Raw genomic sequence first — 26,801 nt, forward strand, 5'->3', positions numbered from 1 at the left:
AAGATTAACTGGACCTGAAGCGTTGGGGGCCGCCAGGATCGCTGCCATGACCGCATCCGCCACTCCCGCGCCCGGCCCGGTGTCCGCCGCGGCGGACACCGCTCCCGGCCAGGGCTTCCTCATCCTGCACGGCTGGCAGAACCACCGGCCCCCGGGCCACTGGCAGCACTGGCTCGCCGGCGAACTGACCCGCCTGGGCCACCCGGTGGGCTACCCGCAGCTCCCGGACGCCGACGAGCCCGACCTGGAGACCTGGCTCGCGGAGTCCGTCCGGCACCTGGACGCGCTGCGCGGCCGGGAGCGGGTGGTGCTGTGCCACAGCCTGTCGGTCCTGGTGTGGCTGCACCTGGTGGCGCGGCACCCGGGGCGGCGGCTGGCCGACCGGGTGCTGCTGGTCGCGCCGCCCTCCGTCGCGGTGACCGCGAGCTACCCCGAGGTGGCCGGATTCGTGCCGCCACGGCTGACCCCGGCGGACCTGGCCGCCGCCGCGGACACCCGCCTGGTCGCCGGGGACGAGGACGAGTACTGCGCGGGCGGCGCCGCGGCGCACTACGGCGCTCCGCTGGGCCTGGACACCGACGTGGTGCCCGGCGGCGGCCACCTGGACCTGACCGCGGGGTACGGCTCGTGGCCGGACGTGCTCGCCTGGTGCCTCGACCCGGGCACCCGCCTCGGCCCGCGGCCCGCGGAGGGGTGAACGCCGCGCGGCCGAGCGCGCGGCCGCCGCCGACGTGCGGCCCGGGGCGGTGGGGCGCACGATGGGAGGGTGCTCGCCGGTCACGGCGTGAGCGCGGCGAGCCCGTCCGCCCCGGGAAGGAGGGAGCGCCGCATGGAGTCCGCCGACTCGGCCGTGCGCCGCCTCGAGCAGATCCGGCAGTGGACGCTGCGCCCTCTGGAGACCGAGGCGTCGCTCGCCGAGGCCGAGTGCGCCCTGGTGCTCGCGTCGGTGACCGGGCGCGGCTGCCGCGCCGTCCCCCTCGACACCGGCCCGGTGGCGAGCACCGACGCCCGCGAGCACTACGCGCGCCTGGCGCGCTGCCTGCACCGGGCCCACGAGACGTACACGGCCAACGCCCAGGTGCGCGGCCCGCTCGGCCGGGCGCGGCACCGCATCAGCGCCGACGGCGGCCTGTCCGCGGCCCGCAACCACCGCGGCGCCTACGAGACGTCCCTGCTGCTGGCCCGCCTGGCCGCGGCCCGCGGGGAGGTGAACGCCACCTACCGCTGGCTGGACGCCGCCCGGGAGGCGCTCGACCGGTACTGCGCGCGGCTGGCCCTCGGGTTGCACTTCGTCGTCTCCCCGCACAGCACCGGGGCCCTCCAGCCGCAGGCGGACCTCTACCTCCAGGCCAAGAACTGCTTCGACACGGACGTCGCCCGGCTGTGGCGCGTCTTCGGCCAGATCTGCCGTCATGTGGCGGCGAGGGCCGGCCCGGAGTAGACGCGCCGGCCGGAGCAGGCGGTGGCGGGCACGGCGGAGGCGGCCGGTGCTCGCGAGGAGCACCGGCCGCCTGGGGTCACCATCCCGGCGCATCACCCACCGCTGGGGTCACCACCCCGTTGCCCCACCCCCCGCTGGGGTCACCACCCGTCGCATCACCCGCCGCTGGGGCGGCGGGTGGGGCGACGGGAGGGCGGTCAGTTCTTGTGGATCACGATCTGGCCCTTGGAGATCGCGTTCGCCGGGTCGGCGTCGGGTGCCGCGCCCTTCTGGTTGTCGTAGACGAGCGTGTCGTCGGCGGTGCGCCAGATGCGCATCCGCAGCCGGTCCGGGTCGCCGTCGATCGCGGTCAGCATGAAGGCGTGGCCGCTCTGGCCGTTCACCGTGCCGCTGCCCTTGTAGACGGCCTTGTCCCCGGCCACGACCAGCCACTGGTAGCCGGTGGAGTGGAAGTTGAGGCTGCCCGCCTTGAACTGGAACTCGGTCTGGCCGGACGGCACCTCGGCGCCCTTGTGGTACTTGGAGACGAAGCCGAAGTTGGCCGTCCCGGTGGCACCCGGCTCGGCCGGGTAGGCGCCCGCGGGCGAGTGAAGGGTGCCGCCGCCGGTGACGAACCCGCCGTCGGGGTCGTACACCACGACGAAGCCGCAGTCCGCGGTGTCGGAGCCGCCGTCGTCGTCGGTGACGGTGACGCTGATGGTGTAGATCCCGGCCGCGGTGTACTGGTGGGCGGCGCCGACCGGCGAGCTGACGCCGGGGACGCCGGTGACCTGCCCGTCACCCCAGTCGACGGTCATCGTGTGGGTGTCGAGCACCCCGGGGTCGGTGAAGGAGCCGGTGAAGGACACGTCGGTGCCGACCTTGTGCGGGTCGACGGGGCAGGGGCCGAGGGTGAGGTCGGGGGCGACGTTTTTCACCGTGACCGTGGCGGTGTCGTCGTCGGTGAGGCCGTTGTCGTCGGTGACGGTCAGCTTCACCTCGTCCGCGCCGTCGTCCAGGCCCTGGTAGGTGGCCACCGCCTGGTCGGCGTCGGCCAGTGCGCCCACCCCGGCGTCGGCGCCGCTCCACGCGTACGACACGACGGTGCCGTCCGGGTCGTGGCTGGCGGAGCCGTCCAGGGTCGTCGAGGTGCCCTCGTCCACGGCGCGGTCCTGGCCCGCGTCGGCGACCGGGGGCAGGCATTCGACGGTGACCTGCACCGCGGGGAAGACCACCGGCGCGCCCTCGTCGTCGGTGTAGTCGACGGACTGGTTGACGTTCAGCGGTCCGCACGGGGCGCCCTGGTGCCTCACCTGGTAGGTGATGACCAGGTTCTCGTCGCCGAGCTGGGCGCGCGTCCAGGTGAAGCCGGTGTCGGTGACGTTCCCGATGCCGGAGCCGGGCAGGTTGGCGGTGACCGTGCCCGGGACCAGCCGCCACGGCGCGTCCAGGGTGACGTCGATCCTCGGGTTGGTGGCGCCCGGCACCACGATGGCCTCGACGATCGCCTTCAGCGCCTTGTCGAGGTCGCCGAAGTCGCCCACGGAGAAGGTGTTGTCCGCTCCCGGGCCGCTGGCGACGGTCTCCAGCGTGGCCTGGTTGACGCCGTCGCCGACGCCGACCGCGATCACCGTCGCCCGCGGGTGCAGCTCCTCGGCCCGCTCCTTGGTCGGGTCGCCGGTGTTGGGGTTGCCGTCCGTGATGACCAGGACGACCTCGTTCCGGTCGGGCTCGTCGGCGCCCAGGACGGTCTTGGCCTGCGTCAGGCCGCAGGAGATGCAGGTGCCCCCGTTCTGCTTGGGGTTGTTCTGGATGGCGGCCTTGACGGCCTCCTTGTCGCCGTCGAGCGGGTGGACGGTCTCCCCGGTGTTGGAGAACCCGACCACGCCGACCGTGCCGCCGTTGGCGAACAGGCCGTGGCCCGCGACGCCGTCCACGACACTCTCGGCGAAGTCGTTCATCTGCTGGTACTCGGTGCCGTTGATGCTGCCGGACTCGTCCAGCACCAGCACCAGGTCGGTGGGCGTGGACTGGGTGCTGGACTCGCCGTCGAGCGTGAGCTGCACCGTGGAGGTGCCGAACCTGCTGATCGTGGTGGGGCTCGCCGAGGCCCCCGGGGCCGGCGCGGCGGTCGCGGCCGGCGCCCAGGCCAGGGCGGCGGTCGTGGCGACGGCCAGCGCCACCGCGGTGGTGACGGCTCTTCGTGGACCTGTCCTGCGTCGGCGCAGGGCTGTGCGCATGATTCCCCCCCCGGAATCGGCGGCCGGACGGCACCTGGTGCGCCGTCCTGGCGGCTGCGGGGGAAGCCTCGCGGCGTGGTGACGCTTTCGTCAATAAGAAAGGATGAGCGTATTAGCGTTTCAGGTCACGATATGGATTTCCCCGCCAGAAATACGCTCGCCTGATGTATTGCCAGTACGAAAGTTCGAATAAATGGGCGGAATTTTCTGGGATTTCGATGCGCTGGAATGCCCTTCGGAAGTCGGCGCGGGGCGGCGGCCCGCACCCCGGGCCGACGCACCCCATGTTCACGTACGTGAACAAGAGTCGTGCTGACGAACCCATTGAGCCCGTCCGCCCCCGGTGGTACGACGTGGGCATGACGATGAGCCGACGGACGTTCGTGGGTGCGGTCGTGCCGGTCACGCTGGGCGCGGGGGCGGCGCTCGGCACCGGGGGGACCGCCCGGGCGGTGGACCGGGGCGCGGTGGTGCGGGCCATGGTGCGGGCCGCCGAGTTCATGGATGAGGAAGTCTCCTACCGCGGCGGCTATGTGTGGAACTACCTGCCCGACCTCTCCGCCCGCTGGGGCGAGATGCGGGCGCGGCGCACCATGTGCTGGGTGCAGCCGCCGGGCACCCCGTCCGTGGGGCACGGCCTGCTGGACGCCTACCACGCCACCGGCGAGGAGCGCCTGTACCGCGCCGCCGAGCGCACCGGCCTGGCCCTGGTCGCCGCTCAGCACCCATCCGGCGGGTGGAACTACGTGCACGACTTCGCGGGCGAGGACGCGCTGCGCGAGTGGTACGCCACGGTCGGGGCCAACGGCTGGCGGCTGGAGGAGTTCCAGCACCACTACGGCAACGCCACCTTCGACGACGCCACCACCTCCACCGCGGGGCAGTTGCTGCTGCGGCTGTACCTGGAGCGGGGCGACCGCAGGTTCGGGCGGGCCCTGGGGCGGGCCGTCGGCTTCGTGCTCCGCTCCCAACTGCGCGGCGGCACCGCGGACGGCGGCTGGCCGCAGCGGTACCCGGCGGTGCGCGGCGTGGACGCGATGCCGTGGCCGGACCACGTGCCGTCCTGGGTCCCGGCCGACGCCCGGCCCGCCATGGAGGACGGCGACTACACGAGCCAGGTGACCTTCAACGACGACGTGCTCGGCGAGAACGTCAAGTTCCTGCTGATGTGCGCCGTGGGCCTCGGCCGCCGCGAGCTGACCGGGCCGGTGCGGCGGGCGATGGAGTGCCTGCGCCGCCAGCAGCGACCCGGCCCGCAGGCCGGGTGGGGCGCCCAGCACCTGGCCCGCCCGCGGGGCGGCCGTCCCGCGGGGGCCCCGGCCAGCGCGCGCTCCTACGAGCCGCGGGCCCTGGCTCCCGCCGTCACCCAGACCAATGTGCGCCAGTTGTTCCACTACTTCCGCCTCACCGGCGACCGCGCCTTCCTGCGGCGCGTGCCGGAGGCGCTGGCGTGGCTGGAGACCTGCCGGCTGACGCCCCGGCAGATCGAGGAGAACCCGCTGCTGGCCGGCCGCACCCATCCGACCCATGTGGAGCTCGGCAGCAACCGGGCCAGGTTCGTGCACCGCTTCGGGTCCAACGTCCGCAACGGCGCCTACTACTGGGACCACGACCACCGCCACACCCTCAAGCACTCCCCCGCGGCCAAGAACCTGAACCCGGCCGCGCTGTGGGCCACCTACGAGGAGCTGGCCGCGATGCCGGACGCGGAGGTCGCGGCCATGGTGGAGCGGTCGCCGATGAGCCCGCGCGGCGGGGCGCTGCCGCGCTGGTTCTCCGTCAGGCGCCCGGAGCTCACCGACCTGTTCGCCGGGGCGCCCTCGCCGCTGCCCGCGGTCGGCGCGGACGAGGCGGCCCGGCTGGTGGCCGAGCTGGGCGACCGCGGCCACTGGCGCTCGGCGATCCCCGTGACCACCAACCCCTGCGCCGGCCCCGGCACCGACGAGCCGTACGACGGGCGCGCGTTCATGAGCACCGACGTCGGCGACGTCCACGACACCTCGCCCTACGACCCGCGCACGCCCCCGCAGGAGCCGCCGTACACCCCGGCGGAGCGCGCCGAGGGCATCACCACCGAGACGTTCACCGCGAACCTGGCCCGGCTGACGGCGCATGTGGCGGGAGCCTGAGGCGCGCGCCCCCGCGGCGCGGGGGCGGGCGCGGGCGGGGCCCCGTCCGGGTGCCGGGCGGCCCCTCTGCCATGATGACCGGCGGAAACGGGTCGGGCACGGTCCCGGAGGGGGATGGTCGTCGGCATGTCCATGGAGTCGTCGCCGGCGGGGCCGGCACCGTGCCGGGTGACGGTGTGCCGGGACTGCTGCTGCGGCAGCGCCAAGGTGCCGGGGGTGGACCACGCGGAGCGCACCGCGTGGCTCGCCGGGCGGGTGCCGGTGCGGATCTCCGCGTGCCTGGACGTGTGCGAGCGGGCGAACGTGGTGGTGGTGCAGCCCTCGGCGCGGGGGCGGGCAGCGGGCGGGCGCCCGGTGTGGCTGGGGCTGGTCAACGACCCCGAGGCGTTCGAGGACATCGCCGCGTGGGTCGAGGCGGGCGGCCCCGGGGTCGCCGAGCCGCCCGAGGTCCTGGAGCTGTACACGTTCACCCCGCCGGGCCGCGCCGTCGGCTGACCGGGGCGGCGGGGCACCGGCCGGAATGAACCCAGGAAGTTCAATGTTCAACGGACCCCGGGGGCGGAGAGCCGGCAGGGACCGGCCCGCCCCCACCGAACGCGTGCCGCACCGCGCACGCGGGAGAGGAGCCGTCATGACCTGGGACCGGCTGGACGGGAGCACCGCGGAGCGCTGGGCGCGGGCCCGGCTGTTCTTCGACGCGAAGGACTACGCCGAGGCCGCCCGCATCCTCGCCGGCGTGGTGGACGACGCCCCGGGGCAGGTCGCCCCCCGGCTGCTGCTGGCCCGCGCCTACTACCACTCCGCCCAGTTGCGCCGCGCCGAGCGGGAGCTGCGCGAGGTGATCCGCCTGGACCCGGTGGAGGACTACGCCCAGTTGATGCTGGGGCGCACCCTCCAGCGGCAGGGCCGGAACGCGGAGGCGGAGCGGTGGCTGCGCACGGCCTCGGCGCTCCGCGGCCCGTCCGCGGCGCCCGCGGACCGGGCGTAGGAGAAGGAAGGCGCCGTGGGGGCGGACCCGGCCGGGTCCGCCCCCACGGCACGGCTGGGACCGCCGCGCGGCTACCCGTGCACCGAGCGGACCACCCGGGCCGGGTTGCCCACGGCGACGACGCCCGCCGGGACGTCCCGGGTGACAACGGCGCCGGCGCCGATCACACTGTCGTCGCCGATGGTCACACCGGGCAGCACGATGACGCCGCCGCCCAGCCACACGTTGTCGCCGATGGTGATGGGCCGCGCCGCCTCCAGCTTGTCGCGGCGCGGCCCCGGCTCCAGCGGGTGCGTGGGCGTGAGCAGTTGCACGTTGGGGCCGATCTGGCAGTCCCGCCCGATCCTGATGGGCGCGACGTCCAGCGCGGTGAGGTTGTAGTTGACGAAGGTGCCCTCGCCGACGGAGAGGTGGGTGCCGTAGTCGACGTACAGGGGCGGCCGGATGTGGGCGGTGGGCGCGAGGTCACCGACCAGCTCCTCGACGATCGGCCGCGCCGCCTCGACGTCCTGCGCGTAGGCGGCCAGGTAGGCGGCGGCCAGGCGCACGGCGCGCTGCTGCTCGCGGGCGATCTCGGGATCGTCGGCAATGTACAGGTCTCCGGCGAGCATCCGCTCGCGGTTGGTCCGGGGGTCATCGGCGAAGTAGTCGGGCATGGGCACGACCGTACGTCCGTCAGCCCCAGCCGTCGCGGGCGGTGGCGACGGCGACGGTGTTGGCGCCGACCACGGCCGCGACGGCGAGCCACTCGACGGCGTCCGGCGACTGGCCCAGCACCACCAGGCCGACCAGCACCGCGAGCACCGGGTTGACGCTCATGAAGACGCCGAAGAAGCGGGCCGGGACCCGGCGCAGCGCCAGCATGTCCGCGAGGAACGGCACCGCCGACGACAGCACGCCCGCGGCGGCGGCGCAGCCCAGCGCCCCGGCGGTCGGCGGGTGGTGGACCAGCACCACCGCGCCGACCGGCACGTACAGCAGGGCGGACGCCCCGGCCGCGGCCGCGGGCCCCTGGACGCCCGGCAGCCGGGCGCCGACGACCCGGTTGAGCAGGATGTAGCAGGCCCAGCAGGCGGCGGCCAGCAGGCCCAGGGCGATGCCCGGGTAGTCGGTGCTCGGCCGGGGGCGGGCGAGGGCGACGACCGCGGCCCCGGCGACGAGCGCGCACCCCAGGTCGAGCCGGCGGCGGGACTCGGCGAGCGCGACCGCCAGCGGGCCGAGGAACTCCAGCGTCACCGCGAGGCCGAGGCCCACCCGGTCCACGGCCGTGTACAGCGACAGGTTCATCGTGGCGAAGACCGCCGCCAGGGCCAGCACCGGCCACCACTGCCGCCGGGTGAACCCGCGCACCCGCGGCCGGCCTACGGCCAGCAGCACCGCCCCGGCCACCCACTGCCGCACCGCCACCACCCCGGGCGGGCCGAGCACGGGGAAGGCCAGCGCGCCGGTGGCCGCGCCGACCTGGTTGGAAAGGCCGCTGCCGAACATCAGCGCCACACCCGCCCGGCGCCCGCCGCGCCCGGCCCGGCCGCCCCCGGCGGGCGCGCCGCCCCGGGTCCGCCCCTTGTGTACGGACATCTCCATGGCCGGAGCGTGTCGGTGCGGCGCGGATGCGCAAAATGCATGCACGCCCATTCGCATACGCTTCAGTCATGCATGGGGCGGACAGGGACGGCCCGGCCGGGAGCGCGCGCGGGTCCGCGGGGCGGGGTGCGGCCCGGGGTGCGGCGGGCGGGCGCCGGCCCGCGGGGGCCGCCGGGGCCGGGGAGCTCGAGCTGCGGCACCTGCGCTGCCTGGTGGCGATCGTGGACACCGGCAGCTTCACCGACGCCGCCATCGAGCTGGGCGTCTCGCAGGCCGCGGTGTCCCGCACGCTGCTGTCGCTCGAGCGGGTGCTCGGGGTGCGGCTGCTGCACCGCACCAGCAGGAACGTCACCCCCACCACCGCGGGCGTGCAGGTGCTCGCGCGGGCCAGGCATCTGCTCGCCGAGGCGGAGGACCTGGTGCGGGAGGCCACCACGGGCCACACCCGGCTGCGGATCGGCCACGCCTGGTCCGCGATGGGCCGCCACACGCGGGAGTTCCAGCGCCGGTGGGCGGCCCGGTACCCGGACGTGGACCTGCACCTGGTCCGCGCCAACACCGCCACCGGAGGGCTGGCCGAGGGGCTGTGCGACATCGCGGTGGCCCGCGCGCCGTTCGACGAGCGGCGCTTCGCCGCCGCGGTCGTCGGCCACGAGCGCCGCTACTGCGCCATGGCGGCCGACGACCCGTGGGCGCGGCGGCGCTCCGTGCGCCTGGCGGAGATCCGCGAGCGGGTCCTGCTCATCGACCGGCGCACCGGCACCACCACGCTCGACCTGTGGCCCGCCGGGGCCCGGCCCGAGGTGGAGTACACCCAGGACATCGACGACTGGCTCGCCATGATCGCCGGAGGCCGGTGCGTCGGCGTCACCCCGGAGAGCACCGTCACCCAGTACCGGCGCGACGGCGTGGTCTTCCGCCCGCTGCGGGACGCCGGCCCCGTGCCGGTGCGGCTGATCTGGCGCCGCCACGACCCGCACCCGGCCACGCACGCCGCCGTGGCCCTGCTGACGGACCTGTACCGGCGGCGGTAGGGGCGGGCCGGCGCGCGGCCGGCCTCGCGCGGGGCGGCGGCCGGTCACGGGAGGGGCACGGACACCACGTGGTAGGCGGTGCTCCCGGCGACCGGGGTGGTGAAGCGGGCGTTGGGCAGGTACAGGCGGCCGCGGTACGCCGCGACGGTGGTGGGCACGTCGAAGGCGGGGGCGGTGACCGTGCCCGTGACGGCGCCGGTGCGGCCGCGGGCGTCGAGGGTGATCACGGCCAGCCGGTTGACGCGGTTGAGCACCGCGTACAGGGTGCGTCCCCGGCGCAGCAGCCCGTCCCCGTGCGCCAGCGACGCGCCGCCCAGGTCCACCTCGGCGGCGGCGCCGGTCCGCGGATCGACCCGGTACAGGGCGCCCCCCGAGGTGTGCACCACCAGCAGCGCGCGGCCGTCCGGGGTGGTGGTGATCCCGTTGGCGCCCAGGCCGGCGGCGGGCTGGGGGAAGCCGGTCAGCGGCACGGCGACGATGTCGCGCGGCGCGGGCAGGGCGCCGCGGGGGCCCAGCGGCAGGACGTACAGCACGGGGTGGTGCGAGTCGGTGAGGAAGGCCGCGTCCGGGGTGAGGACCACGTCGTTGACGAACCCGGTGGCGGGCGGGGTGAGCAGGCGGTAGGCGGCGAGCGTCCTGCCGGTGGCGGTGTCCAGCACCCGGGCGTCTCCCCCGGTGCCGCCCGCGGCGAACAGCCGTCCGGCCCGGTCGGCCTTCAGGCCGAGGCAGGGGGTGCCGGGGCCGGCGGCGAGCCCGGACCCGGCGCCGGTGGCCAGGTCCACGCGGTGGACGGCGCCGGTGACACGGCTGCCGAAGTAGGCGATGCCGTGCCGGTCGATGGCGATGCCCTCGGGGGCGAAGCCGTCCGGCAGGGCCGCGGAGGTGACGGGCTGCCCCCGCCCGGCGAGGGTGCGGGCCGTGGCGGTGCCCGGCAGGGCGGCGGCGCCCGCGGTGGTGGCGGCGGCGAGCAGTGCCCGCCTGGTGAGGGTGCGTGCGGTCATCGTCGCTCCTCGGGTGGGTGTCCATGGTTCGGCGGGGCCCGGTGGGGAACCCGGCTGCCCGACACTCGGTTCCCGTCGGCCTCGCACGCCACACCGGAACCGGAGCCGGAACCGGGGACGTGGGCGGTTGCGACCGCATCGTGGGACTTTGTTTACCTTCCCTGGGTGGAACGCCCCGCGGTCGGCGGTAACGCTGTGCGGCAGCACCACCCGCTCCGGAGGCACAGTGAACGTATCCCTCGGTGTGTGGGCGCTGACCATCGTCACGCTCTGCGCGCTCATCGCCGTCGACTTCCTCATCGGACGCAGACCGCACGAGGTCTCCCTCAAGGAGGCCGGCATCTGGTCGGCCGTCTGGATGGCCCTCGCCGTCGCCTTCGGGCTCGGCCTGCTGGCGGTGGCCGGGGGCGGGCCGTCGGGCGAGTTCTTCGCCGGGTTCATCACCGAGAAGTCGCTCAGCGTGGACAACCTGTTCGTGTTCGTGCTGATCATGGCGAAGTTCGCGGTGCCCACCGTGTACCAGCAGCGGGTGCTGATGGTCGGGGTGCTGATGGCGCTGGTGCTGCGCGCGGGCTTCATCGCCGCGGGCGCCGCGATCATCTCCGCGTTCTCCTGGGTGTTCTACATCTTCGGCGCCTTCCTGGTCTGGACGGCCTGGAAGCTGGTCCAGGACGCCCGCAAGGGCGGGCACGAGGAGGAGTACGAGGAGAACAAGCTGCTCAAGGCGGTGGAGCGCCGGTTCGGTGTGGCCGACAGGTACCACGGCACCAAGCTGTTCGTGCGGCGCGACGGCAGGCGCGTGATGACCCCGATGATGGTCGTGATGCTGGCGATCGGCTCGACCGACGTGCTGTTCGCGCTGGACTCCATCCCGGCGATCTACGGGCTCACCCAGGACCCGTACATCGTCTTCACCGCCAACGCCTTCGCGCTGATGGGCCTGCGGCAGCTCTACTTCCTCATCGGCGGGCTGCTGAAGAAGCTGGTCCACCTCTCCTACGGCCTGTCGGTGATCCTCGGCTTCATCGGCGTGAAGCTGGTGCTGCACGCCCTGCACGAGTCCGGGGTGCACGTGCCGGAGATCAGCATCCCCGTCTCGCTCGGCGTCATCTGCACCGTCCTGGCCGTCACCACGGCGACGAGCCTGTGGGCGTCGAAGCGGCAGGCGCACGAGACAGCGGGTTCACATGACTGAACATCGCACATGAACATGTCCGAGCCAGAAGGCGACGCACCTATCACAACAGGCCACGAGTCAAGCGTTCCTGACATCTGTTCATGTGGATGAACCCGGTGTAAGGTCCCTCCCCATGGGCGGCGGCAGCGGGGCGCCGCCGGAAGCGCGCGTTCCGGGGCCTGCCAGGGCCGTCGGCCGCCGGACGGGACCCGGCGCCCCGCGGCACCTCCGCGGCCTGCCCCACCACCCTCATTCCGCTTCGGGACAGGACGGGCTCATGGACACCACCGCGCTCGACACCACCGGCCGCACGGCGCGCGGACGCCGGCGGCGCACCGCACTCGGCGCCGCCGCCGCGCTGGCGGCCACGGCCGCCGTCGTCTCCGGCACCGGCGACGCCGGCGCCGCCCCCGCCGCCGCCACCACGATCACCGTGGCCAAGGACGGCAGCGGCCAGTACTCGACCGTCCAGGCGGCGGTCAACGCCGTGCCCGCGGGCAACTCGCAGCGCGTCGTCATCCGGATCGCGCCCGGCACCTACCGGGAGCTGGTGCAGGTCCCCTCGAACAAGCCGTACATCACCTTCCAGGGCACCGGGGCGAGCCGCCGGGACGTGGTGCTCGTGTACAACAACGCCAGCGGCACGCCCAAGCCAGGCGGCGGCACCTACGGCACCAGCGGCAGCGCCAGCGTCTCGGTGGACGCCAACGAGTTCCAGGCCCGCAACCTCACCGTCTCCAACGACTTCGACGAGGCCGCCAACCAGCACATCAGCGCCCAGCAGGCCGTCGCGCTGCGCACCGCCGGCGACCGGATCGTGCTGGACAACGTCCTGGTCACCGGCGACCAGGACAGCCTGCTGCTCAACACCGCGGCCAAGGAGACGCTCGGCCGGGTGTACATGGCCAACTCCGAGGTCGTCGGCAACGTGGACTTCATCTTCGGCCGGGCCAGCGCCGTCATCGACAAGTCGGTGATCACGCTGAAGAAGCGGTGGAACGGCACCTCGGCGGGGTACGTGACCGCGCCGAGCACCGCCGCCGGCCGCAAGGGCTTCCTGATCGTCAACTCGACGGTCAGGGGCGACGTCGGCGCCAGGACCTTCCACCTGGGCCGCCCCTGGCACGCCGGGGGCGACGCCACCCTCGACCCGCAGGCGGTCGTGCGCAACACCAACCTCAGCGACGCCGTCAGGACCACGCCGTGGACGGACATGAGCGGCTTCTCCTGGAAGGACGACCGGTTCGCCGAGTACCGCAACACCGGGCCCGGCTCCGGCCCCGCGAGCAGCGAGCGGCCGATGCTCACCGACGCCCAGGCCGCCGACCACGAGATCGCCGACTGGCTGGCCGGGTGGACCCCGGGCGCGTCCTGACCGCGCCGCGCGGGGCCGCCCGGCGGCCCCGCGCGCCAGGGGCGGGCCGACGGTGCCGGGTCACGGCGCCGGGACCTCCCGGAGGGTCGGGAAGGAGTCCTGCGCCCCGGGCCGGGTGACGGCGGCGGCGCCCACCCGCACCGCGAGGCGCACCGCGGCGGCGAGCGTGTCGCCGCGGGCCAGCCGCCAGGCCAGGGCGCCGGTGAAGGCGTCGCCCGCGCCGGTGGTGTCCACCGCGGCGACGGGCAGCCCGGGCACCCGCACCGCGCCCGAGGCGTCGGCCGCGACCGCGCCGTCCGCGCCGAGCGTCACCACCACCGACCGCGGCCCGCGCGCCAGCAGCGCCGCGCACCACCGCTCGGGATCGTCACCGGGCGGCGTGCCCCCGCCGGGCCCCTTGCCGTCGCCGCCGAGCAGCGCCCGCGCCTCGTGCTCGTTGAGCACCAGCGGGTCGCAGGCCGCGAGCACCTCCTCCGGCAGCGGCGCGGGCGGCGAGGGGTTGAGCACCACCCGGGTGGCGGGGCCCGCGGCGCGCACCGCCGCGGCGACGGTGGCGAGCGGGACCTCCAGTTGCAGGCTCACCACCCGCGCCGAGCGCAGCAGTCGCGCCGAGGCCCGCACGTCGGCCGGGGACAGCAGGGCGTTGGCGCCGGGCGACACCACGATGCTGTTGTCCCCCTCCGGGCCGACGACGATCAGCGCCACACCGGTCGGCGCGCCGCCGGTCAGCACCGCGCCGGTGGCCACGCCCGCCGAGGAGACCGCGGCCAGCAGGAGCCTGCCGTGCGCGTCGTCGCCGACCCGGCCCAGCAGGGCCGTCCTGGCGCCGAGGCGGGCGGCGGCCACGGCCTGGTTGGCGCCCTTGCCGCCGGGGTGGGTGGCCAGGTCGGAGCCGAGCACGGTCTCGCCCGCCGCGGGCCGCCGCTCCACCCGGACCACCAGGTCGGCGTTGGCCGAGCCGACGACCACCACGTCGTGGACGGACTCCATCCGGGATCCTCTCCTCGTCGGGGCTGCGCGCGGCGCCGGGCCCGCCGGTCCGGACGGCGGGTCGCGGACCGGGCCCGGCCGCGCCGGCGACGCCTTCACCGGGCACTTCACCACACACCCCCCGCCCCCGGCGAGCGCTCCCTATGTTGGAGGCATGTCCGGTGCCCCCGTGACGCTCTTCCTCTGCGGCGACGTGATGCTCGGGCGCGGCGTGGACCAGATCCTGCCCCACCCCGGCGACCCCCGGCTGCGCGAGCCGTACGTCACCGACGCCCGCGCCTACGTCGAGCTGGCCGAGGCCGCCCACGGCCCCGTGCCGCGCCCCGTCGGCCCCGCCTACCCCTGGGGCGACGCCCTCGCCGCGCTGGACCGGGCCGCGCCCGACGCCCGGGTGGTGAACCTGGAGACCAGCGTGACCACCGGCGGCGACTTCTGCCCGGACAAGGGCATCCACTACCGGATGCACCCCGCCAACCTGCCCTGTCTGGCCGCGGTCCGCCCCGATGTGTGCGCGCTGGCCAACAACCACGTGCTGGACTTCGGCCGCGGCGGGCTCGCCGACACCCTGGGCGCCCTGTCCGCCGCGGGTCTGCGCACCGCGGGCGCGGGCCGGGAGGCGGAGGAGGCGCGGCGGCCCGCGGTCGTCCCGCTGGGCGGGGGCCGCCGGCTGGTGGTCGCGTCGTTCGCCATGGCGTCCAGCGGCGTCCCGCGCGGCTGGGCGGCGACCGGCACCCGGTCCGGCGTGGACTTCTTCGCCGAGCCCTCGCCCGGCGCAGCGGCCGAGGTGGTGGAGCGGGTGCGCCGGGTCGGGCGGCCGGGCGACGTCGTGGTGGCCTCCGTGCACTGGGGCTCCAACTGGGGCCACCACGTCACCCGCGCCCAGGTCCGCTTCGCGCACGCGCTGATCGACGGCGGCGTGCACGTGGTGCACGGCCATTCCTCGCACCACCCGCGCCCGGCGGAGGCGTACCGGGGCGGGCTGGCGCTGTACGGGTGCGGTGACCTGATCGACGACTACGAGGGCATCACCGGCCACGAGCGGTACCGGGACGACCTGCGGCTGCTGTACCTGGTGACGGTGGACCCGGACGGCGGCGGTCCCCCGGCCTGCCGGATGGTGCCGCTGCGGGCGCGGCGGATGCGCCTAGAGCCCGCGCCGCGGGCGGACCGCGGGTGGCTGCGGGAGACCCTCGACCGGGTCGGCCGCCCGTTCGGCACCCGGGTCGCCGCGGCGCGGGACGGCACGCTGGTCCTGCGCCCCGAGGGCGGGTGAGCGCGGGGGACGCCCGCCCGGCCCGGCGGCTACTGGTCGCCGACCCGCACCAGGGCGAGGGTGATGTTGTCCGGTCCGCCCGCGTCGATGGCGGCCTTCCACAGCTCGAACGCGGCGCGGCCGTCGCCGTGCTCGCGCAGCACGGCCTCCACCGTCTCCTCCGGCACCGGGTCCGTCAGGCCGTCGCTGCACACCAGGTAGCGGGTGCCCGGGGTGAGCGGGACGGTGCGCACATGCGGGGTGACGCCGGTGAACTCGGGGCTGCCGCCGAGGCTCTGGGTGACCACGGAGGTGGTGCGCTGCCCCGGGGCGAGCGGCGGGCTGTCGTCCACGCTGAGCCGGCGCAGCCCCTCGTCGTCGGACATGGCGAACACGCGGCTGTCGCCGACGTTGAACACCAGGAGCGACTCGGGGAGCAGCACCGCGCCCGCGACCGTGGTGCCCATCGCGGTGAGTCCGGGCCCGGCGTCCGCGGCGGCGAACACGGCGCGGTTGCACCCCTCCAGCGCCTCCCGGACCGGTTCCTCGGCGTCCAGCACCGGCCCGAGCGTGGCCAGTCTGCGCACGACCAGGGCGCTGGCCACCTCCCCGCCGGGGTGCCCGCCGAGCCCGTCGGCGACCGCCGCGACCAGCGGGGTGCCCACGGGGAACAGGAACGTCTGCGGGTTCTCGGTCACGGTGCCGCAGAGCGTCCAGGGCCCCACCACGAGACTGTCCTCGTTGCGCTCCCGGAGCAGGCCCGGGTGGCTCAGCGCGCTGACGACGATGTACGGCATCGAGGGCCGCCTTCCGGCTGTGGACGGATGGACGGGGACGGGGGACCGGGACGGACGGGGCGGGGGCGCTCCGGCCCCGGACGGGTGTCCGCCTTCCCCCATTGTCGCGCCGCACGCCGCTTCCCGGGCGGCGGCCCGCTCCCCCGGCGCCGCCCCGCACCACCGTCGCCGTCCGGCGGGCCCCCGGGGGATCATGAGGCCCGGAGGTGACGGCATGACGGAAGGGGCAGCCGCGCGGAAGCGGCTGGGCGACGGCAAGTACCTGCTGGTCACGACGTTCCGCAGGGACGGGCGCGCGGTGCCCACCCCGGTGTGGGTGGTGCGGGACGGGGACGCCCTCGGGGTGTGGACGGCCGCCGGGTCGGGGAAGGTCAAGCGGATCCGCAACCGCGCGGACGTGCTGGTCGCGCCGTGCGACGCGCGGGGCAGGCCCACCGGGGGCGCGGTGCCGGGGCGGGCCGAGGTCCTCGGGCGCGACGGCACCGAGCGCTACCGGCGGCTGGTGGGCCGCAAGTACGGCGTGGTCGGGCGGCTGGTCCTGCTGGGCAGCCGCCTGCGCAACGGCCGGGACGGCACGGTGGCCATCCGGATCACCCTGGCCTGACGCCGGCCGCTCACCGGAGCAGGCCGGGGGGCACCAGGCGCTGCGCGCGGAGCTCTCCCAGGACCAGCCGGGCGAACTCGGTGGCGCCGCGTTCCGAGGTGTGGGTGTTGTCGCGGGCCTCGTTGTACAGGCAGAGCGCCTCGGACACCTCGGGGCCCAGCTCCTCCACCCGCCGCCGGGTCGGCGCGGTGAGGTCGATCAGCGGCACCCGCTCGTCCGCGGCCAGGGTGCGCACCTGCCCGGGCAGGTCCACGCCGAGGACGTTGACGTGCAGGGCGGTGCCGTCGCTGCCCGGCGGCCGTGGGGGTGGCGGCGAGCGTCCGCCGACCGGCACGGGTCGTGACGGGACTCCTTCGGCGGTGGGATGCGGCGCGGGAGCGGCCCGTGCCGGAGGGACCATACGCCCTCGCGGCAAGCGCTTTCTAGACATGCGTCGCAGTTCTCCCCGGAACCTCGGGGATATCGGCGGGACCTCTTCCGCTTCCCGGGGAGTGTGCCTAACATCCGCTCAGAAAGCGCTTACTACCCCTGTCGCACGGCCGCGTCCCCCGGACGGCCCGCACGGCCCGCACCTGCGCACGGCCCCGCGCCCTCGCACCCCCGCACCGCACCGCTCAGCCACCCGCCGGGGCCACGGCCGCCCGACCGACCGCCGTCCGTTCCCGGGATCCGGCCGCAACTCGGAAGGAGCGTCATGTTCTCGTCATGGGTGTCCCGGGTCACGGGAGGAGCGCTGGCGACGGCACTCGCCGCCCTGATCACCGTGGCCGGCCCCGGAGGCCGGGCGCACGCGGAGCGGCCGCTGGCCGACGCGCCGGACGGCTTCGCGAGCGTCAACGCGCTCGGGCAGAACGGCACCACCGGCGGCGCCGGAGGGCAGGTGGTCACCGCCACCACCTCCGAGCAGTTCCTGGACCACATCGACACCGTCGGCCCGCTGGTGATCCAGGTGCGCGGCACCATCGACATCTCCAGCAAGCAGGGCGTGCGACCGAACAAGACCATCATCGGAGTGGGCACCTCCGCGGTCATCAACGGGGGCGGCCTGGACTTCTACCGCTCGTACAACGTGATCGTCCGCAATCTGAAGTTCACCAACGCCGAGGACGACGCGATCAACGTCGGCCAGAACTCGCACCACATCTGGATCGACCACAACGAGTTCGTCTCCCCGGTGGACGGGGCGGTGGACATCGTCCGCGGCGCCGAGTACGTGACCGTGTCGTGGAACTGGTTCAACAGGACCGACAAGTCGATGCTGATCGGTCACTCCGACGGCAACGGCAGCCAGGACACCGGGCATCTGAAGGTGTCGATCCACCACAACTGGTTCGACGGGTCCAACCAGCGGCACCCGCGCGTGCGCTTCGGCGAGCCGGTGCACGTGTACAACAACTACTACCGCGGCAACGCCCTGTACGGGGTGGCCTCGACGATGAACGCCGGGGTGCTGGTCGAGGGCAACTACTTCGAGAACGTGCCCCACCCCTGCTACTCGGCGAGCGGCTACGCCGACTCGGGCCCCGGCCGCCTGGTGCAGCGCGGCAACGTGTTCAACGGCTCGGGCACGTGCGAGGTGAACGGCACCGTGGCGGAGCCGCGCAACCACTACGCGTACACGCTGGACCCGACGGCGAACGTGCCGTCGATCGTCAAGGCGGGCGTGGGCGTCGGAAGGATCGGCGCCTGACGGCCGACGGCCGGGTGCGGACCTCGGCGGTGGCCCGCACCCGGTCCGTCCTCCCCCGGAGGGGCGGACGCCCGGCCCCTCGTCCGCCGGGCCGCCCTACGCCGGGCGGACCGGGTGGCGGAGGACGGTGCGCATCCTCGCCGGGTCGGTCTCGCGCACGTCCGAGAGGTAGATCTCGTGGTGCGGGCCGGCGTGGCGGAGACCGCGGGCGGACGCGTACGCCTCCATCAGGGCCAGGGACGCCGGTTCCTCGGCGTAGGGGCCGTGGTGCGTCATCTGCACGCACAGGCCCTCGGTGAAGGTGACGAGCTGCACCCGGTCCACCGCCGCCCCCGACGGCCGGGCGTCCTCGCGCGCGGTGTCGGCCAGGGCCGGGTCCAGGTCGTCGGGCAGGCGCAGGAACAGGTGCCAGCGCCACTGCTCGCGCGGGACCTCCAGCGGGGGGCGGCGGTCCTCCACCCACCAGCGGCCCTCCAGCGGCGCCGCGTGAGGCACCGGCAGCGCCCCGGCGACGGTGTACAGCGCCCGCACGGCCGCGTCGTACTCGCCGCCGCCGGGCTCCCCCAGGCCGGTGGCGCCCAGGCCGCGCACCGGGCCGAAGGTGGCGAGCTCCGGCTCGTCCGCGGCGTGGTACCACTGGGCGGTGTCGTCGTTCACGGTGTCTCCTTCACGGGGATCAGCAGTTCGGTGACCAGTCGGCCGGGGTCCGTGGTGGCGGGGTCGGTGAGGTAGCCCTCCCGGAGGGGTCCACCCAGGTCGTGGCCCCGCTCCAGGCACCAGGCGAGCAGGGCGTGGGCGGTCAGGAAGATCTGGTCGTAGGGGCCGATGTGGATCGCGGCGGCGAAGAGACCGCCGGGCAGCAGGTCCACGGTGGTGCCCTGCGGCGCGGCCCGTCCGCCGGGCAGCGCCGCGGCGACGGCCACCGGGACGGCGTCACCGAGCTCCACGGGGAACAGGCCGGTCAGCCGGACGGGTGGCTCGCCCAGCGCCGCCAGGAGCCGGGCCACGCACCCCGAGGTGACCCGGCCGATGTCCCGCGGGCCGTCGGCCACGTCGCGGACGGCGGCCACCCGCAGCGGCTCCTCGCGCCGGAGGGTGACCTCGGTGCTGGGCAGCCCGTCCGCCAGGATGCGCTCCAGGGCGGCCAGCGCCCGGCGGCGCCGGGCCAGCTCGTCGTCGAGCCGGTCCCGCACCTCGGCCAGGGCCCGGGCGGGCTCCTGCCCGGCCAGCACCTCCCCGATGGTGCCCAGCGGCACGTCCAGCGAGCGCAGCAGGCCGATGGACATCGCCTGCCGCGCCTGCTCCGGGCGGTAGTAGCGGTAGCCGGTGGCGGGGTCCACCCGGGCGGGCACCAGCAGGCCGAGGTCCGCGTAGCTGCGCAGTTGCTTGACGCTCAGCCGCACCAGACGCGCGAACCGCCCGATGGGCAGCAGGTCGTCGTTCATGCGGGCCAGCATGATCCCTCCCCCGGAGGGAGAGTCCAACCGGCCGCGGGGAGCGGCGGCGGTCCCGGGCGTCCCGCCGCGACAACGCCCGGCCAAGAGGGACAATCGACGTGAGGCCGCTTGAGGGGGGTCGTCGGCTCTCCGCGGAGGAGGGTGCCGTGCAACGCACCCGTTTCGCCCCCGACCGGGGGCTCACCGCCCGCATGGTGACCACCATGTTCCTCGTCGGGCTGCTGTACGTCGTGTTCGTCGGGGCGCTCGTGGCGCTGCTGGGCGAGGCCTGGCCCGTGGTGCTGGTCGTCGCGGCGGTGCTGTTCGTGGCGCAGTTCTGGTTCAGCGACCGCATCACCCTGCGCGCCATGGGTGCCCGCGAGGTGTCCCCGGCCGAGGCGCCCGAGCTGCACGGCGCGGTGGACCGCCTGTGCGCGCTGGCCGACATGCCCAAGCCGCGGGTGGCGGTGTCCGACAGCGACGTGCCGAACGCGTTCGCGGCGGGCCGGGGGCGCGGGACGACCGTCGTGTGCGTGACCTCCGGGCTGCTGCGGCGGCTGGAGCCGCGGGAGCTGGAGGGGGTGCTGGCGCACGAGCTGTCGCACGTGGCGCACCGGGACGTGGCGGTGATGACCATCGCGTCGTTCCTCGGGGTGCTGGCGGGCGTGATGGTCCGGGTGGCGCTGTGGAGCGGGCTGGGGCGCCGCAGGGACGCCACCGCGCTCGCCGTGCTGCTGGTGCCGCTGGTCAGCGCCGCCGTCTACGTGCTGAGCGTCCTGCTCACCCGGCTGCTGTCCCGCTACCGCGAACTGGCCGCCGACCGCGCGGGCGCGCTGCTGACCGGGCGGCCTGCGGCGCTCGCCTCGGCGCTGACCAAGGTCACCGGGGAGATGGCCCGGATCCCGACGCGGGACCTGCGCAGGGCGGCGCCGTACAACAGCTTCTACTTCGTGCCCGCGCTGACGTCGCGGAGCCTGGGCGCGCTGCTGTCCTCGCACCCGCCGCTGGAGCGGCGCCTGGAGCAGTTGGACCGGGTGGCGGCGCAACTGGGCGGCGGGGGCTGAGCGCCGTGGGCTGGCTGGACGTGGTCCTGGGCCGCCGCAGGCCGGTGCCGCCGGACCTGGACCGGCTGTTCGCGCTGCCGTCGGCGGCGGTGACCCTGCGGGCGGGGACGGGGTTCGCGCCGACGGGGCTCGGCTCGGTGTGCTTCGCCGCGGTGGAGGGCGGCGCGTTCGCGGGGGTGCGGCAGGAGGTGCGGGACCTGCTGGACACGGACACGGGGCGCGGCGGCGCGCCGGTGGAGTGCAGCGAGGACCCGTACGGGTACACGTGGCTGCTGGTGCGGCACCCGCCGGACGACCCGGCGGCGGTGGTGGGCGACCTGCACACCGTGAACACGCTGCTGGCGGAGCACGGGTTCGGGCCGCAGTTGCTGTGCTCGCTGCTGGGGTTCCGGGACGCGGCGGGCACGCGGCCGCTGGCGCTGGTCTACCTGTACAAGCGCGGCACGTGCTACCCGTTCGCGCCGCTGCCCGGCGGGGGCGAGCGGCGGGACAACGCGCTGGAGCTCCGGGTGCGGGGGCTGCTGAAGGACGAGCTGCCGATCGAGCGGGACCTCACCCGCTGGTTCCCGGTGTGGGGGGCGCCCGGGCTGTAGGGCGGGCGCCCGGCGGGGTCAGCCGGCGGCCGCCCGCCGGGCGGCGAGCAGACGGGCGTGGGTGGGGGCGTCGGGCACGTCGGCGGGGCGGCCCTTGGCGAACTCCTCGCGCAGGGTGGGCAGGATCTCGCCGAGCAGGTCGAGCTGCTCCAGCACGGTCTTCAGCGGCAGCCCCGCGTGGTCCACGAGGAACAACTGGCGCTGGTAGTGGCCGAAGTGCTCGCGGAAGGTGAGGGTCTTCTCGACGACCTGCTGCGGGCTGCCGACCGTCAGCGGGGTCGCCTCCATGAACTCCTCGAGGGACGGCCCGTGCCCGTAGACGGGCGCGTTGTCGAAATAGGGCCGGAACTCGCGGACGGCGTCCCCGGAGTTGCGGCGCATGAAGATGTGCCCGCCGAGTCCGACGACGGCCTGCTCGGGGGCGCCGTGGCCGTGGTGGGCCCAGCGCTCCCGGTAGAGGGTGATCAGGCGCTGGAAGTGCTCGGTGGGCCAGAAGATGTGGTTGGCGAAGAAGCCGTCCCCGTAGTAGGCGGCCTGCTCGGCGATCTCGGGGCTGCGGATGGAGCCGTGCCACACGAACGGCGGCACGCCGTCCAGCGGGCGCGGGGTGGAGGTGAAGCCCTGGAGCGGGGTGCGGAAGCGGCCCGCCCAGTCGATCTCCTCCTCGCGCCACAGCCGGTGCAGCAGCGCGTAGTTCTCGATCGCGAGGGGGATGCCCTGGCGGATGTCCTGGCCGAACCAGGGGTAGACCGGGGCGGTGTTGCCGCGGCCGAGCATCAGGTCCACCCGGCCGTCCGCCAGGTGCTGGAGCATGGCGTAGTCCTCGGCGATCTTCACCGGGTCGTTGGTGGTGATCAACGTGGTGGCCGTGGACAGGATCAGCCGCTCGGTGCGGGCGGCGATCCAGCCGAGCATGGTGGTGGGCGAGGAGGGCACGAACGGCGGGTTGTGGTGCTCGCCGGTGGCGAAGACGTCCAGACCGATCTCCTCCGCCTTGACGGCGAGGGCGACCATGGCCTTGATCCGCTCGTGCTCGGTCGGCTCCCGGCCCGTGGTGGGGTCCGGGGTGACGTCGCCGACCGTGAAGATCCCGAACTGCACCGGGCGCTCTCCTTCTGTGCTGGCCCTCCGCCGACCGGCGGGCGTTATCTGGTTGAACCCTAAACCGCCCGGGGTGGGGACGCGTGCCCCCGGCGGGGGGATCGGGGGGCGCCGCACCGGCGGACACGGCGGCCCGGGCGCCGCACCGCGCCCCCGCCCGCCGCCCGCCCCGCCGTCCCGGGGGGTCCCCGCGCCCGAGCTCCCGGTGTCCCGCTTCCACCCTGCCACGCGGTTCGTCCGTTTCCGCACCCCGGCCCCGGGCACACGTTGCCTGGAAGTGAGGGAGGCGGATGTGAGCACATCGGCGTTTCCGTGGCGGCGCCCGGCGCGGGGTACCGCGGGCGGCCACGTGATAGAAGGAGCGGCCCGCTGGGGGCTGATCGCCCGGGGCGTTCTGTACCTGCTGATCGGCGCGCTCGCGCTGCGCATCGCGTTCTCCGGCTCGGGCGAGCAGGCGGACCGCAAGGGCGCGCTGGAGGAGCTGGCCGAGCAGCCGTTCGGCAAGGCGCTGGTGTGGGCGGTCGGCATCGGCCTGGTGGGGATGGCCCTGTGGCGGCTGTCGGAGGTGGTGTTCGGCGGCGCGGGCCAGGACGGCCGCAAGGCGACCAAGCGGGCGGCGTCGGCGGCGCGCTGCGTCTTCTACTCCCTGGTGGCCTACTCGGTGCTGTCCTTCGCCGGGGGCGGGAGCAGCGGCAGTTCGAGCGACCAGCAGTCCAAGGACGTCACCGCCCGGGTGCTGGAGCTGCCCGCGGGCCGCTGGCTGGTCGGCGCCGCGGGGCTCGCCCTCGCCGGGGCGGGCGTGTTCATCGCGGTGCGGGCGGCGATGCGCTCCTTCCGCAAGCGCCTGAAGCAGGGCGAGATGTCACCCACCGCCCGGCGGGTGGTGGACGTGCTCGGCGTGGCCGGGGGGATCGCCAGGGCCGCGCTGTTCGCCACGGCGGGCTGCTTCGCGGTGCGCGCCGCCGTCGAGTACGACGCGGACGAGGCCAAGGGCATGGACGACACCCTGCGGTCGTTCGCCGACACCACGGCGGGCCCCTGGCTGCTCGCGGTGGTCGCCGTCGGGCTTGTGCTGTTCAGCCTGTTCTCCTTCGCCATGGCCAGGTGGCGCCGGGTGTGAGCCGCGGACGCGGCGCGGACGGCGGGCGCGGCGCCGGACCGGCCCCGCGGGCGCCGTCGCGCGTTCCGCCGTCCTCGCCCGGCGGCGCTCAGAACCCTCCGCCGTCCCCGCCGCCGAAGCCGCCCCCGTCGAAGCCCCCGCCGAAGTCGCCGCCGTCGAAGTCGGAGCCGGAGAAGTCACCGCCGGAGAAGCCGCCGCCCAGGTCGCCCCCGTGCGCGTGCCCGACGCCGAGGGAGCTGCCCAGCAGGGTGCCCATCAGCAGCCCCGGCAGCAGGCCGCCGCCGTAGTAGCCGTAGGCCCACGGCGCGTACACCGGACCCGCCTCCCAGTAGGGGCGCCGCCCGCGGAGCGTGTCCACCTCGCGGCCCAGCGGCTCCTCGCCGTCCGCGAGACGGGCCCGGTCCGCCGCGCACACCGGCACCGTGCGCTCGGCGCCGTCCGCCGGGGCCCAGCGCGCGTCGGCGACGGACGGGCCGTGCCGGGGGTCGAAGAAGCACGGCGGGCGCCGCTCGGGCAGCGGCCGCCCCTCCTGCCTGGCCCGCAGCGACGCCAGCGCGAACCGGCCGTCCTCCAGCGCCTCGGTCACCCGGCTCACCTCCTCGGGGTGGCGCGCCGCGTCCATGGCCGCCTTGGCGGTGTCGTAGGAGTCCAGGGCCCGGGCGTAGTCGCCGCGCATCGCCTCGTCGGTGCCGGGTGCCGCCGGGTCGAAGGCGGCGCGGCCGAGCTCCTCGCCGAAGGCGGTGATGTCCTCGTCCACCACCTTGCGCAGCGTCGCCAGCTCCGCCCGCTCCCGTTCCGCCCGCCGCTTCCTGCCGCGCCGGTTCGCCACGAGCGCGCTGCCGCCCGCGGCCACCACCAGCACGCCCAGCACGGCCGCCAGCACGGCGCCCGCGACGCCCGGCCCCCGGTCGGGGCCGCCGCCCCAGCTCCTGGGCGCCTCACCGGCCGCCTGCGCCACGGCCCGGTCGGCGAAGGCGGTGGCCATCGCGCCCCCGTCGCCGGGGTCGGCCCGCCGCACCGCGCCGACCAGGTTGTCCACGGCGTTCGGCGCCATCACCGAGCGGTCGGCGCCCGCGTCGAACCGGTCCCCGAGCGCCACCGCGTACACCCCGGTGACGCCGACGAAGCTGCGCAGGTCGCGCAGCAGGGTGGCCCGGTCGAACTCCGCGGCGTCCGGGAGCACGGCGACGAACACCGGCTTGTCGGCGCGCTCGATCCGCCGCGCCAGGGCCTCGGCCTCGGCGCGGGGCAGCGTGCCGGAGGCGCGCGGATCGACGTAGACGGGGTCACGGCGCAGCGCGGCGGCGGCGCGTTCGAGGCCGTCGGCGGCGTGCGCGGCGGGGGCCGTGGCGACGGCCGACAGGGGCAGCAGCAGGGCGGCCACCAGGGTTAGGAGAGCGGCGGCCATGGGGATGCGGCGCGGCGCGGTGTTCATATGTACGACGCTAGCGCCAATGCCCCATTTGTGGGTATTTTCCGGTGATGATCCCGGGGATCCCGGGTCGCCGCCGGCCGCTCCCGGGCCGCCGCGCGTGCCCGGAGTCCGGCGGCGGGTTCACCCGTCGCGCAGGTCCCGCACCCGGCGGATCTTGCCGACCGAGCGCTCCAGGGTCTCCGGATCCACCACCTCCACCTCCACGCTCACGCCCACCTGCTCCTTGACGTCCCTGGCGATGGCCTCGCCCGCGGCCCGACGCGCCCCGGCGTCCGCCCCGGGGCGGGCCTCGACACGGACCGTCATCCGGTCCAGGCGGCCCTCCCGGGTGAGGCGGAGCTGGAAGTGCGGGGCGGCGCCGGGGACGTTCAGCACGATCTCCTCGATCTGGCTCGGGAAGACGTTCACCCCGCGCAGGACGATCATGTCGTCGCACCGGCCGGTGATCTTCTCGACGCGGCGGAACGCGGGCCGCGCCGTGCCCGGCAGCAGCCGGGTCAGGTCCCGGGTGCGGTAGCGGACGACGGGCATGGCCTCCTTGGTCAGCGTGGTCAGCACCAGCTCGCCGCGGTCCCCCTCGGGCAGGGACGCGTCGGTGAGGGGATCGACCACCTCGGGGAGGAAGTGGTCCTCCCACACGTGCAGCCCGTCCTTGGTCTCCACGCACTCCTGCGCCACCCCGGGGCCGATGACCTCCGACAGGCCGTATATGTCCACCGCGTGGATGCCGAGGCGCTCCTCGATCTCCCCGCGCATCCGCTCCGTCCACGGCTCCGCCCCGAGGATCCCGACCCGCAGCGAGGTGGCGCGCGGGTCCACGCCCTGGCGCTCGAACTCGTCCAGGAGGGTCAGCATGTACGACGGGGTGACCATGATGACCTCGGGCCGGAGGTCCTCGATGAGCCGCACCTGGCGCGCGGTCATGCCGCCGGAGGCCGGGATCACGGTGCAGCCGAGCCGCTCGGCGCCGTAGTGGGCGCCCAGGCCGCCGGTGAACAGGCCGTAGCCGTAGGCGACGTGCACGGTGTCCCCCGGCCGCCCGCCCGCGGCCCGGATGGACCGCGCGACCACGTCCGCCCACACCGACAGGTCGGCGTCGGTATACCCGACCACGGTGGGGCGGCCGGTGGTGCCGCTGGAGGCGTGCACCCTGCGCAGCCGGGAGCGCGGCACGGCGAACATGCCGTACGGGTAGGTCTCGCGCAGGTCGTCCTTGGTGGTGAAGGGGAAGTGGGCGAGATCCTCCAGGGCCCGGCAGTCCTCGGGGCGCACCCCCGCGGCGTCGAACTTCCTCCGGTAGAGCCCGACGTTGTCGTAGGCGTGCCGGAGCGTGGCCCGCAGCCGCCGGAGCTGGAGCTCCCGCAGCTCGTCCCGCCCCATCCGCTCCGCCGCGTCCAGCAGCGCGGCGGGGGGCGGCGCACCGAACCGCTCGCGTTCCTTCGTCATGGGGGCCTCCTGCCGTCTCGTACGTGACCGGTAGCGGGGTGGGGGCGGTTGGGTTGGTGGGGAGTGTGGGGGTGGTGGGGTTGGTGGGTGAGGGAGCGGGGGTTGGCGGGTGAGGGGTTGTTGGCCGCTGGGGGCGGGTCACTGGGGGGTGAGGTGGTGGTGCGGTGAGGTGGTGGGTCCCCGCGGGCGCCGCCTCACCGGCCGGAGGGCGGGGGCGGAGGGTGCGGCCGGATGACGGCCTCGCGGCTGGCGGTCGTCCACGGACCGCCGGGCCACCGGCGGGGTCCGCCGCCCCGCGACGGCCGGACGGCCGTCGCGGGGCAGA

At 75.3% G+C, this 26,801-nt stretch carries 25 protein-coding genes and 1 pseudogene; 14 read left to right on the forward strand and 12 right to left on the reverse strand.

The window, feature by feature from the left end; translation table 11 throughout:
- The first annotated feature begins 46 nt into the window (after positions 1-46).
- Together ACYVO2_RS15430 and ACYVO2_RS15435 are read left to right on the forward strand one after the other, a co-directional pair.
- Positions 47-697: an RBBP9/YdeN family alpha/beta hydrolase gene (locus ACYVO2_RS15430; protein ID WP_461008359.1), complete on the forward strand. Its 651-nt coding sequence runs from the start codon at positions 47-49 to the stop codon at positions 695-697.
- A gap of 132 nt (positions 698-829) precedes the next feature.
- Positions 830-1,441, forward strand: a complete 612-nt coding sequence (locus ACYVO2_RS15435; protein ID WP_461008360.1) for a hypothetical protein — start codon at positions 830-832, stop codon at positions 1,439-1,441.
- 197 nt (positions 1,442-1,638) lie between these two features.
- Here the strand turns inward: ACYVO2_RS15435 and ACYVO2_RS15440 are convergent, their stop codons facing one another.
- The gene (locus ACYVO2_RS15440) at positions 1,639-3,660 is read right to left on the reverse strand and encodes a vWA domain-containing protein (RefSeq protein ID WP_461008361.1); all 2,022 of its coding nucleotides are present in this window, start codon (positions 3,658-3,660) and stop codon (positions 1,639-1,641) included.
- Positions 3,661-4,019: 359 nt separating this feature from the next.
- Between ACYVO2_RS15440 and ACYVO2_RS15445 the strand changes: the two genes are divergently transcribed.
- From ACYVO2_RS15445 to ACYVO2_RS15455, 3 genes are all read left to right on the forward strand, one after another.
- On the forward strand, positions 4,020-5,789 hold the full coding sequence (locus tag ACYVO2_RS15445) for a pectate lyase (RefSeq protein ID WP_461008362.1): 1,770 nt from the start codon (positions 4,020-4,022) through the stop codon (positions 5,787-5,789).
- A 126-nt stretch (positions 5,790-5,915) separates the two neighbouring features.
- Positions 5,916-6,284: a (2Fe-2S) ferredoxin domain-containing protein gene (locus ACYVO2_RS15450; protein WP_461008363.1), complete on the forward strand. Its 369-nt coding sequence runs from the start codon at positions 5,916-5,918 to the stop codon at positions 6,282-6,284.
- Between the two features lie 136 nt (positions 6,285-6,420).
- Positions 6,421-6,777, forward strand: coding sequence for a tetratricopeptide repeat protein (locus ACYVO2_RS15455; RefSeq protein ID WP_461008364.1), 357 nt, complete (start codon positions 6,421-6,423; stop codon positions 6,775-6,777).
- A gap of 71 nt (positions 6,778-6,848) precedes the next feature.
- Here ACYVO2_RS15455 and ACYVO2_RS15460 read toward each other — a convergent pair whose 3' ends face one another.
- The gene (locus ACYVO2_RS15460) at positions 6,849-7,433 is read right to left on the reverse strand and encodes a sugar O-acetyltransferase (protein WP_461008365.1); all 585 of its coding nucleotides are present in this window, start codon (positions 7,431-7,433) and stop codon (positions 6,849-6,851) included.
- Positions 7,434-7,452: 19 nt separating this feature from the next.
- Entirely contained in the window at positions 7,453-8,274 is an 822-nt protein-coding gene (locus ACYVO2_RS15465) for an EamA family transporter (protein WP_461008412.1), read from the reverse strand.
- A 155-nt stretch (positions 8,275-8,429) separates the two neighbouring features.
- On the opposite strand from ACYVO2_RS15465, the gene ACYVO2_RS15470 reads away from it, so the two are divergent.
- Positions 8,430-9,395, forward strand: coding sequence for a LysR family transcriptional regulator (locus tag ACYVO2_RS15470; RefSeq protein ID WP_461008366.1), 966 nt, complete (start codon positions 8,430-8,432; stop codon positions 9,393-9,395).
- 44 nt (positions 9,396-9,439) lie between these two features.
- On the opposite strand, the gene ACYVO2_RS15475 is transcribed toward ACYVO2_RS15470, so the two are convergent.
- The gene (locus tag ACYVO2_RS15475; protein ID WP_461008367.1) at positions 9,440-10,396 is read right to left on the reverse strand and encodes an NHL repeat-containing protein; all 957 of its coding nucleotides are present in this window, start codon (positions 10,394-10,396) and stop codon (positions 9,440-9,442) included.
- 226 nt (positions 10,397-10,622) lie between these two features.
- Between ACYVO2_RS15475 and ACYVO2_RS15480 the strand changes: the two genes are divergently transcribed.
- On the forward strand, positions 10,623-11,591 hold the full coding sequence (locus ACYVO2_RS15480; protein WP_461008368.1) for a TerC family protein: 969 nt from the start codon (positions 10,623-10,625) through the stop codon (positions 11,589-11,591).
- A 385-nt stretch (positions 11,592-11,976) separates the two neighbouring features.
- Positions 11,977-12,948, forward strand: a pseudogene (locus ACYVO2_RS15485) (pectinesterase family protein); the annotation flags it as partial.
- A gap of 60 nt (positions 12,949-13,008) precedes the next feature.
- Here the strand turns inward: ACYVO2_RS15485 and ACYVO2_RS15490 are convergent.
- Positions 13,009-13,938 (reverse strand): ribokinase, encoded by a 930-nt coding sequence (locus ACYVO2_RS15490; RefSeq protein WP_461008369.1) that lies wholly within the window; start codon positions 13,936-13,938, stop codon positions 13,009-13,011.
- A gap of 154 nt (positions 13,939-14,092) precedes the next feature.
- Here ACYVO2_RS15490 and ACYVO2_RS15495 point away from each other — a divergent pair, with 154 nt between their 5' ends.
- Positions 14,093-15,211, forward strand: a complete 1,119-nt coding sequence (locus tag ACYVO2_RS15495; protein WP_461008370.1) for a CapA family protein — start codon at positions 14,093-14,095, stop codon at positions 15,209-15,211.
- A 29-nt stretch (positions 15,212-15,240) separates the two neighbouring features.
- Here the strand turns inward: ACYVO2_RS15495 and ACYVO2_RS15500 are convergent, their stop codons facing one another.
- Positions 15,241-15,987: a PP2C family protein-serine/threonine phosphatase gene (locus ACYVO2_RS15500; RefSeq protein ID WP_461008371.1), complete on the reverse strand. Its 747-nt coding sequence runs from the start codon at positions 15,985-15,987 to the stop codon at positions 15,241-15,243.
- Positions 15,988-16,201: 214 nt separating this feature from the next.
- Between ACYVO2_RS15500 and ACYVO2_RS15505 the strand changes: the two genes are divergently transcribed.
- Complete coding sequence (locus ACYVO2_RS15505; protein ID WP_461008372.1) at positions 16,202-16,591, forward strand: PPOX class F420-dependent oxidoreductase; 390 nt, start codon at positions 16,202-16,204, stop codon at positions 16,589-16,591.
- A 10-nt stretch (positions 16,592-16,601) separates the two neighbouring features.
- On the opposite strand, the gene ACYVO2_RS15510 is transcribed toward ACYVO2_RS15505, so the two are convergent.
- Positions 16,602-16,925: an SGNH/GDSL hydrolase family protein gene (locus tag ACYVO2_RS15510; RefSeq protein ID WP_461008373.1), complete on the reverse strand. Its 324-nt coding sequence runs from the start codon at positions 16,923-16,925 to the stop codon at positions 16,602-16,604.
- 360 nt (positions 16,926-17,285) lie between these two features.
- On the opposite strand from ACYVO2_RS15510, the gene ACYVO2_RS15515 reads away from it, so the two are divergent.
- Positions 17,286-18,281: a pectate lyase family protein gene (locus ACYVO2_RS15515; RefSeq protein WP_461008374.1), complete on the forward strand. Its 996-nt coding sequence runs from the start codon at positions 17,286-17,288 to the stop codon at positions 18,279-18,281.
- 96 nt (positions 18,282-18,377) lie between these two features.
- Here the strand turns inward: ACYVO2_RS15515 and ACYVO2_RS15520 are convergent, their stop codons facing one another.
- Positions 18,378-18,938: a GyrI-like domain-containing protein gene (locus tag ACYVO2_RS15520; RefSeq protein WP_461008375.1), complete on the reverse strand. Its 561-nt coding sequence runs from the start codon at positions 18,936-18,938 to the stop codon at positions 18,378-18,380.
- Complete coding sequence (locus tag ACYVO2_RS15525; RefSeq protein ID WP_461008376.1) at positions 18,935-19,738, reverse strand: MerR family transcriptional regulator; 804 nt, start codon at positions 19,736-19,738, stop codon at positions 18,935-18,937. Before ACYVO2_RS15525 ends, ACYVO2_RS15520 begins: the two co-directional genes overlap by 4 nt.
- A gap of 146 nt (positions 19,739-19,884) precedes the next feature.
- Between ACYVO2_RS15525 and htpX the strand changes: the two genes are divergently transcribed.
- Together htpX and pspAB are read left to right on the forward strand one after the other, a co-directional pair.
- Complete coding sequence (htpX, locus tag ACYVO2_RS15530; RefSeq protein ID WP_461008377.1) at positions 19,885-20,781, forward strand: zinc metalloprotease HtpX; 897 nt, start codon at positions 19,885-19,887, stop codon at positions 20,779-20,781.
- A 5-nt stretch (positions 20,782-20,786) separates the two neighbouring features.
- Entirely contained in the window at positions 20,787-21,374 is a 588-nt protein-coding gene (pspAB, locus tag ACYVO2_RS15535; RefSeq protein ID WP_461008378.1) for a PspA-associated protein PspAB, read from the forward strand.
- Between the two features lie 18 nt (positions 21,375-21,392).
- On the opposite strand, the gene ACYVO2_RS15540 is transcribed toward pspAB, so the two are convergent.
- Positions 21,393-22,475: an LLM class flavin-dependent oxidoreductase gene (locus ACYVO2_RS15540; RefSeq protein ID WP_461008379.1), complete on the reverse strand. Its 1,083-nt coding sequence runs from the start codon at positions 22,473-22,475 to the stop codon at positions 21,393-21,395.
- A 349-nt stretch (positions 22,476-22,824) separates the two neighbouring features.
- On the opposite strand from ACYVO2_RS15540, the gene ACYVO2_RS15545 reads away from it, so the two are divergent.
- Positions 22,825-23,595 (forward strand): DUF1206 domain-containing protein, encoded by a 771-nt coding sequence (locus tag ACYVO2_RS15545; protein WP_461008380.1) that lies wholly within the window; start codon positions 22,825-22,827, stop codon positions 23,593-23,595.
- Positions 23,596-23,683: 88 nt separating this feature from the next.
- Here ACYVO2_RS15545 and ACYVO2_RS15550 read toward each other — a convergent pair whose 3' ends face one another.
- The gene (locus tag ACYVO2_RS15550) at positions 23,684-25,030 is read right to left on the reverse strand and encodes a hypothetical protein (RefSeq protein WP_461008381.1); all 1,347 of its coding nucleotides are present in this window, start codon (positions 25,028-25,030) and stop codon (positions 23,684-23,686) included.
- 120 nt (positions 25,031-25,150) lie between these two features.
- Entirely contained in the window at positions 25,151-26,476 is a 1,326-nt protein-coding gene (gene paaK, locus ACYVO2_RS15555; RefSeq protein WP_461008382.1) for a phenylacetate--CoA ligase PaaK, read from the reverse strand.
- Between the last annotated feature and the right edge of the window lie 325 nt (positions 26,477-26,801).

It is taken from the genome of Streptomyces capparidis, assembly GCF_054782095.1.